This is a genomic window from Butyrivibrio sp. FC2001 (assembly GCF_000424125.1).
In the GTDB taxonomy this organism is placed as follows: Bacteria; Bacillota; Clostridia; order Lachnospirales; family Lachnospiraceae; genus Butyrivibrio.
Genome location: NZ_AUJH01000022.1, coordinates 68,820 through 75,759 on the forward strand (window position 1 = coordinate 68,820; position 6,940 = coordinate 75,759).

Here is a 6,940-nt window from a genome sequence, read left to right on the forward strand (position 1 = left end):
TATATGAAGATGGAAATACTTAATTCAATAGACAGCTATTACGAAACGGAATTAATGTTTAAAACAATTGCGCTGATCCTATTATCCTGCGCGGCGATTTTTGATATCAGAAGTAAGAAGATACCGGTATCATTCCCGTTCGTTCAGATTCTGTTGTCCTTCATTTACTGTCTGTATCAGCTGTCAGCGGAAAGAGCAAATATTAATGATCTTTTATTATCACTTTTTCCCGGCGTTCTGCTTATTATTATTTGCTTTATATCACGGCAGGGACTTGGATTAGGAGATGGCCTTATGGCGCTCTCCTTAGGCCCTGTTATGGGAATGACAGATATGATGCTTGCGATTTTTATAGGCTTTTGCTTTTCAGCCATCGCAAGCGTAATTCTTCTTGCAATGCACAGAGTAAATGGTAAAAGCACACTTGCCTTTATTCCGTTCTTAACTGCAGGATTGGGGGTAATGAGCTTTGCATTCAATTAATAAAAAGAATAAGAAAAACATCGATGCATATATGACGGTGGAAGCTGCGCTAGTAATTCCTGCAGCGATATTTGGAATCGTACTGATTATTTATATGTCTTTCCTTGTATACGGGAGGTGCATCCTAGCCCAGGACGTCTATATTCTGGGATTCAGGTCAGCCCTCTTATATGAAAAGCAGGGCTATGGCTCACCGACAGAGTATATCGCTGACCATGCATCAGATAAGACAGCAGGGAAATACTTTGGGAGCAGTGCTCCTGAAATCGGCTCCGGTCAAAGTGGGAAAGAAATAACTGTAACTGGAAAAATTCGGACAAATCACAGAGCCTTGTATGGCTATTTTTCAAAAATTCCACAGATCTGGGAGTCCGAGGCAGCAGCTCGCGTAAAAATCAGGAATAATGCTAAAACTGTCAGGCGAATAAAAAGAACCATGGATATTTTCAAGGGACACACAAATAAGGAAAGGGAATGATAAATGGATATACAGTATTTTAAGGATTCTAAGCACAACTATCTAATAATGAAGACAGAGGTAAGTGAGGAGAACCTGTTCCAATATAAGATGCTTGAAAACAACAAGATAAATGGACTTCTTCCATTTACCTTGAGAAACATGGATGAGTGTTACTACCTGTATTACGAGATAGACTCAAGGCAGAGCTTAAAAAATAGATACGACAGGAAAAAGATGTCCTATGAAAAGCTCATGAATTTTTTTAAAGACCTGGTGCAGACTGCCAGGAATCTTGGAGATTACCTGCTTGATCCATGCCATATCATCTTATCCCCGGTGGGTGTTTTTGAAGAATTATCCTCCGGACGCTTTTCGTTTATCTATGATCCCGGTCACGAGGAAACTGCTGATGAAGCCTTCATGGAAAGCATAATGGAATACGCAGATATGGAGGATGAAAGGGGTGCAAAGCTGATATATAAGCTTTTGGATTCTATCTATGACGGAAGCGGAATTGATTTTGCATTCCTTGAAAATGTTATAGCAGAAGAAAAGGAAGAACAGCAGGTGAGCTTCATTATTGATGAAGTGCCCTCTGATAATTTTCCTAAACGCAATGACTTAGACTTCGATGATGATGAAGACCTTGATGATGACGATGATGAAAAAATCCAGGAAAAGAAGATAAAGATAAAGCTTCCAATAAGCGGGCATTTCCTAATGGCTATGCTTTTTGCTATTGTTGCAGGGATTCTCGTATACCTGAGATATGCGTACGTTCTCACTTATGAAGAGAGCATTCTGGATATTGCAGTTTTTATGGTGTCTATCATGATGTCTCTTACATGCTTCCTGATACAGCTTCGGAAAAATGATAAAGCCTTCATCAGGAAAAAGAAGGATGATAACGACGAAGACGACGAAGATAGAGAGATAGAACCTCAGATCACTACATATAAAGAGAAAGAACAGACACCTAAGAAAACGAAGAATAATCCAGCTCCTTATATAAGAAATGAAGCGCCGATTCCGGAGGATGATGACGGAGAAGAAACAGTTTTACTTACAATGGACTTTGGAGAAAGAGCACATAAGCTATATGCTGAGGAGGAATCGGAGCTTAACAATATCGATCTGGGTAGCCTCCCTGTCATAGTTGGTAAGCTCCATTCCTGCTCAGATGTGATCATCAGTGATAAGAGCGTATCCAGAATGCATGCAAAAATCTATAAGCCAGATAAAGGTGAGGACACAGTATGGATACAAGATCTCAACTCAACCAACGGTACCTACATTAACGGGAAAAGACTCATGCCCAACGAAGAAGCTCCTCTTAAGGAGGATGATGAGGTATCCTTTGGAAAATGTGTATATGCATTCCGCTAAAACCAATGAGAATTATGGTATAATAAGCTTTAACTTGATCGAATTTCAAATGGAGAGTGCGGTATGAAAATTAATATTTACTACGGTGGCAGGGGAATCATCGACGATCCTACGCTTTTAGTCCTTTCCAAGATGACGGAAGTCTTTAAAGAGTTAAATGTGCAGGTGGAGCAGTTTAATCTTTTCGAGCAAAAAAATGGAATCACAGCTCTTCCCGGAACAATTAAAAATGCGGATGGAATAATACTGGCATCAACAGTAGAGTGGTTTGGTGTAGGTGGATATATGCATCAGTTTTTGGATGCCTGCTGGCTTTATGGTGATAAAGAAAAGCTTTCAGGCTTATATATGGCGCCCATAGTCATGTCCACAACTCACGGAGAACGTGAGGGAATGATGGAGCTCTCTTCTGCATGGGAGATACTTGGCGGAATACCGCTTGATGGAATATGCGGATATATAGCAGATACTTCTACCTTCGAGAGAAATGAGACCTATCAGAATCTCATCGAGAAAAAGGCAGAGAACATCTACCGTAATATGAATCAGAAGATGGAGTCCCTTCCCACCAGTAATCAGGCTGTAAAGAACAGGGTATCCATAACCAAGATCACAGATCTTACTCCACAGGAAACAGAGCAGCTTTCACGCTATGTTTCAAATGAGGAATATGTACAAAAGCAGAAAGAGGACATACAGGAGCTCAGCAGCATTTTCAGAGACAAAATGGATAAAGACCATGCAACTGAGCATGCAGCAGATTTTGTGAACGGCTTTAAAAAACATTTTAAACCGGTTGCAGGCATACATGCTATTTACCAGGTGTCTCTCCTTGATCAGCCTAAGGACAAGGACATCATGATCAGAATAGATAACCAGGATATGGAGTGTAAGCTTGGAGAGGCATCTGAGTGCAGCGTTCATGTTTCTATGAACACCACAATTCTTGAACAGATCGTCTCCGGAAGACTTACCTTCCAAAGAGCCTTCATGGAAGGTAATCTCAAGATGAAGGGAGATTTCAAACTGCTTAGAAGTATGGATCAGCTGTTTGAATTTAAGTGATATTGAGCGATTTCAACAATATGGACGAAGAAAGAGATCTATATAAAGAAGAGCAGCGGGAGCAATACATCGAAAAAAAGCAAGAGGACTATACAGAAGCCTTCTGGAACAGACAGATAGGCATACTAAAGTCTTCATATATAAACACGATAATCATTGCTTTGAATATTATCATATTTATATATGGCTTTTTTGCAGGTGGGATGTTTGTGGATAAGTTTGACCACAGAAGCGAACTCATTCTGGCAGGAACAGACTATTACAGACTGGTGTCAGCTATGTTTTTGCATGCAGATGTAGAGCATCTCTTCAGCAATATGCTCATACTCTTTTTTGTTGGAGCCAATGTGGAATATGACCTGGGGCATATTCCTTATACTTTCCTTTATTTCCTTTCAGGAATAATAGGGAATCTTGCCAGCACATATTGGGACTATAGAACAGGAAACTTTATCCCGGCTATAGGAGCCAGCGGAGCAGTATTTGGCATCATAGGTGCAGTTGCCGTGATTGTCTTCTTCGGAAGGAAAAACCTTAGAAAAGGCTCCAACCTGATGGTGAGACTTGCGCTTATGATAGGGCTTTCAATCTATAGTGGTTTTACAGCAGACAATATAGATAATGCTGCTCATATCGGTGGACTGTTAGGCGGAGTGATAATTGCTCTGCTTATAACAATAATAGGAAGAAAGAAGTATACGATGGAGGAATGGTTATGAAGGATTCAAATTGTATTTTTTGCAAACTTGCTAACGGTGAAATTCCCACAAACTCAATTTATGAGGATGAGAAATTCAATGTAATACTGGATAACGGACCGGCAACCAAGGGACACTGTCTCATTCTGCCCAAGGATCATTATGCAAATCTCTTTGAGCTTCCCGAGGATACAGCAGCTGAAGCTATGAAGCTTGCGAAAAAACTTGCAGCTAAATTAAAGGATAAGCTTTCAGCAGATGGACTCAATCTTGTTCAGAATAACGGTGCGGCAGCAGGCCAGACAGTACATCATTTCCATTTACATATAATACCCAGATATGAAAATGACGGACAGCACATACTCTGGAAACCGACAGAGCCCTCAGCTGAAGAATTAAAGGAGCTCTGCGAGTTATTAAAATAATTAATTGAGCATAGGCGGTACATTATCTACTTCGGAGGAATGCTTTGAGAAATATTTACGTATCAGAAATAACAAAGGCTGTAAAAGAATTGTGTATAGATGCAAACCATAAACTCTCACCGGACATGGAGGAGGCTATAAAAAAAGCAAAAGAACTCGAGAAGTCCGATCTGGGAAGACGCATATTTGATCAGCTGGAAGAAAACCTTAAAATTGCAGGGAATGACCAGATACCTATATGCCAGGACACAGGAATGGCTGTGTTTTTTGTGAATGTAGGTCAGGAAGTACACTTTGAAGGCGGGGTTCTTACCGATGCCATCAATGAAGGTGTACGACAGGGATATACAGAAGGGTATCTTAGAAAATCCGTAGTAAAGGATCCTCTTATAAGAGAGAACACCGGCGATAATACACCGGCAGTTATTCATTATAATATTGTCCCCGGTGATAAGGTTGAGATCACCATAGCTCCAAAGGGCTTTGGTAGCGAGAACATGAGCAGGGTTTTCATGCTTAAGCCCGCAGACGGCGAAGAAGGTGTGAAAAATGCAATAGTGCAGGCTGTTAAGGATGCAGGTCCCAATGCATGTCCTCCTATGGTAGTAGGAGTCGGAGTGGGTGGTACATTTGAAAAGTGTGCGCTTATGGCTAAGGAAGCACTCACAAGAAAAGTCGGAGAGCATTCAGAGATACCCTATGTAAAGGATATGGAAGAAGAGGTTCTTGCAAGAATAAATAAGACAGGAATAGGTCCTGGCGGACTTGGCGGAACAGTTACAGCCCTTGCTGTAAACATCAATACATATCCAACACATATTGCAGGACTTCCTGTGGCAATAAATATATGCTGTCACGTAAACAGACATCGAAGTGTTGTGGTCTAAAAGCAAAATAGTAAATAATACATACTATATATAGAAGAAACACAAATTATTTAGCACATTAAAAAAAGCAAAAAGCTTACTATAATAAGTTGTAAAAGGACGCATTACATGGAAAGAAAAATAACAGCACCATTTGATTCAGATACAGCCAGGTCATTACATAGCGGAGATATGGTATATATTTCAGGAGTTATATATACTGCAAGAGATGCTGCCCATAAGAGAATGAACGAGACCTTAGATAAAGGGGAGACTCTTCCTCTTGATATCTCGGGTAACGTCATATACTATATGGGACCTTCACCTGCCAGAGAAGGAAGGCCAATTGGTTCAGCAGGCCCCACAACAGCAAGCAGAATGGATAAGTATGCGCCCAGACTTCTTGATATGGGACTTAGAGGAATGGTAGGAAAGGGTAAACGCTCCAAGGAAGTAATTGATGCCATAGTAAGAAACGGAGCAGTATATATGGCTGCTATCGGAGGTGCAGGTGCACTTCTTTCCAAAGCTATAGTTAAATCTGAAGTTATAGCCTATGACGATCTTGGCACAGAGGCTATCAGAAGACTTGAAGTAAAGGACTTCCCTGCAATAGTTGTTATAGATAGTGAGGGAAACAATCTATACGAAACAGCTATAGAGGAATTCTGTACGGAGTAAACACTACTTATATAAAGTAATTGTCATAATATTATAGTAATGTATAAGTTTTTTGAAATAACATGAAAAGACTTGTTGACAACAATACTTCTACTTTGTATAATTACTTTTGCGTTAATGATACAGTCATTCGCGACAACCAAATACCATTTGGTAGAGGTTTTCAGACATGGAGAAATACTCAAGTGGCTGAAGAGGCGCCCCTGCTAAGGGTGTAGACCGTTCACGCGGTGCGAGGGTTCAAATCCCTCTTTCTCCGTTCAAATTATTCCCCGGTAATTTACCGGGGATTTTTTATTGCAAATTTTCTTCGGAAAATGCCCGAAACCCCTGTAATAAAGCCACATTTTTAAAGTTTTTATAAAAAGTTTAAAAAAATGAAAAAAGTAATTGACACATACAGGGGTGGGTGATATATTTATATTCGCTCGCTGCGAGTGACAGCCGGCTGACCGGAAGGTTTCAGCGGATCACTAGATAAAGCGAACGAAAACAAATTAAAAAAGTTCTTGACAGTGAGTTGTCAACATGATATTATATCAGAGTTGCGGCTGACAAGCCAAGACAAAGCACATTGACAATGAAATAGTAATGCAACCCTGAAAATTCCAAAAAAGAAATTTCAGAGAACAAAACAACCTAACTAAAGGTAAAACGGACAGAACAAAAGCCAAGCTTAAGTTCTGGTCAGACGAACGATCAAGTCACTTCGGTGATGAGATACATTTAAACGTGAGAGTTCGATCCTGGCTCAGGATGAACGCTGGCGGCGTGCCTAACACATGCAAGTCGAACGGAGATTTAACGCTGATGAGGCTTCGGCGGAATCTTGTTAAATCTTAGTGGCGGACGGGTGAGTAACGCGTGGGCAACCTG

8 protein-coding genes, 1 tRNA gene and 1 rRNA gene are annotated in these 6,940 nt (G+C 40.5%); all 10 read left to right on the forward strand.

Translation table 11 applies throughout. From position 1 onward, the window contains the following. Window positions 1-3: 3 nt before the first annotated feature. Window positions 4-483: a prepilin peptidase gene (locus G601_RS0111155; protein WP_026665401.1), complete on the forward strand. Its 480-nt coding sequence runs from the start codon at window positions 4-6 to the stop codon at window positions 481-483. Next, on the forward strand, window positions 470-961 hold the full coding sequence (locus G601_RS0111160) for a pilus assembly protein (protein ID WP_026492865.1): 492 nt from the start codon (window positions 470-472) through the stop codon (window positions 959-961). The genes G601_RS0111155 and G601_RS0111160 overlap by 14 nt, the downstream gene beginning before the upstream one ends. A gap of 3 nt (window positions 962-964) precedes the next feature. After that, window positions 965-2,329, forward strand: a complete 1,365-nt coding sequence (locus G601_RS0111165) for a DUF6382 domain-containing protein (protein ID WP_026665402.1) — start codon at window positions 965-967, stop codon at window positions 2,327-2,329. Window positions 2,330-2,392: 63 nt separating this feature from the next. Next, window positions 2,393-3,394 carry an SCP2 sterol-binding domain-containing protein gene (locus G601_RS0111175; RefSeq protein ID WP_026492863.1) on the forward strand — a complete coding sequence of 334 codons (1,002 nt, stop codon included), beginning with the start codon at window positions 2,393-2,395 and terminating at the stop codon, window positions 3,392-3,394. 20 nt (window positions 3,395-3,414) lie between these two features. Further along, window positions 3,415-4,113, forward strand: a complete 699-nt coding sequence (locus G601_RS0111180; protein ID WP_051205765.1) for a rhomboid family intramembrane serine protease — start codon at window positions 3,415-3,417, stop codon at window positions 4,111-4,113. Beyond that, on the forward strand, window positions 4,110-4,517 hold the full coding sequence (locus G601_RS0111185) for an HIT family protein (RefSeq protein WP_026492861.1): 408 nt from the start codon (window positions 4,110-4,112) through the stop codon (window positions 4,515-4,517). Before G601_RS0111180 ends, G601_RS0111185 begins: the two co-directional genes overlap by 4 nt. Before the next feature lie 44 nt (window positions 4,518-4,561). Beyond that, window positions 4,562-5,404 (forward strand): fumarate hydratase, encoded by an 843-nt coding sequence (locus G601_RS0111190; RefSeq protein WP_026665404.1) that lies wholly within the window; start codon window positions 4,562-4,564, stop codon window positions 5,402-5,404. Between the two features lie 108 nt (window positions 5,405-5,512). After that, window positions 5,513-6,064: a Fe-S-containing hydro-lyase gene (locus tag G601_RS0111195; RefSeq protein WP_026492859.1), complete on the forward strand. Its 552-nt coding sequence runs from the start codon at window positions 5,513-5,515 to the stop codon at window positions 6,062-6,064. A gap of 171 nt (window positions 6,065-6,235) precedes the next feature. Then, a tRNA-Ser gene (locus G601_RS0111200) sits at window positions 6,236-6,323 on the forward strand. Between the two features lie 469 nt (window positions 6,324-6,792). Beyond that, a 16S ribosomal RNA gene (locus G601_RS0111205) occupies window positions 6,793-6,940 on the forward strand; the annotation flags it as partial.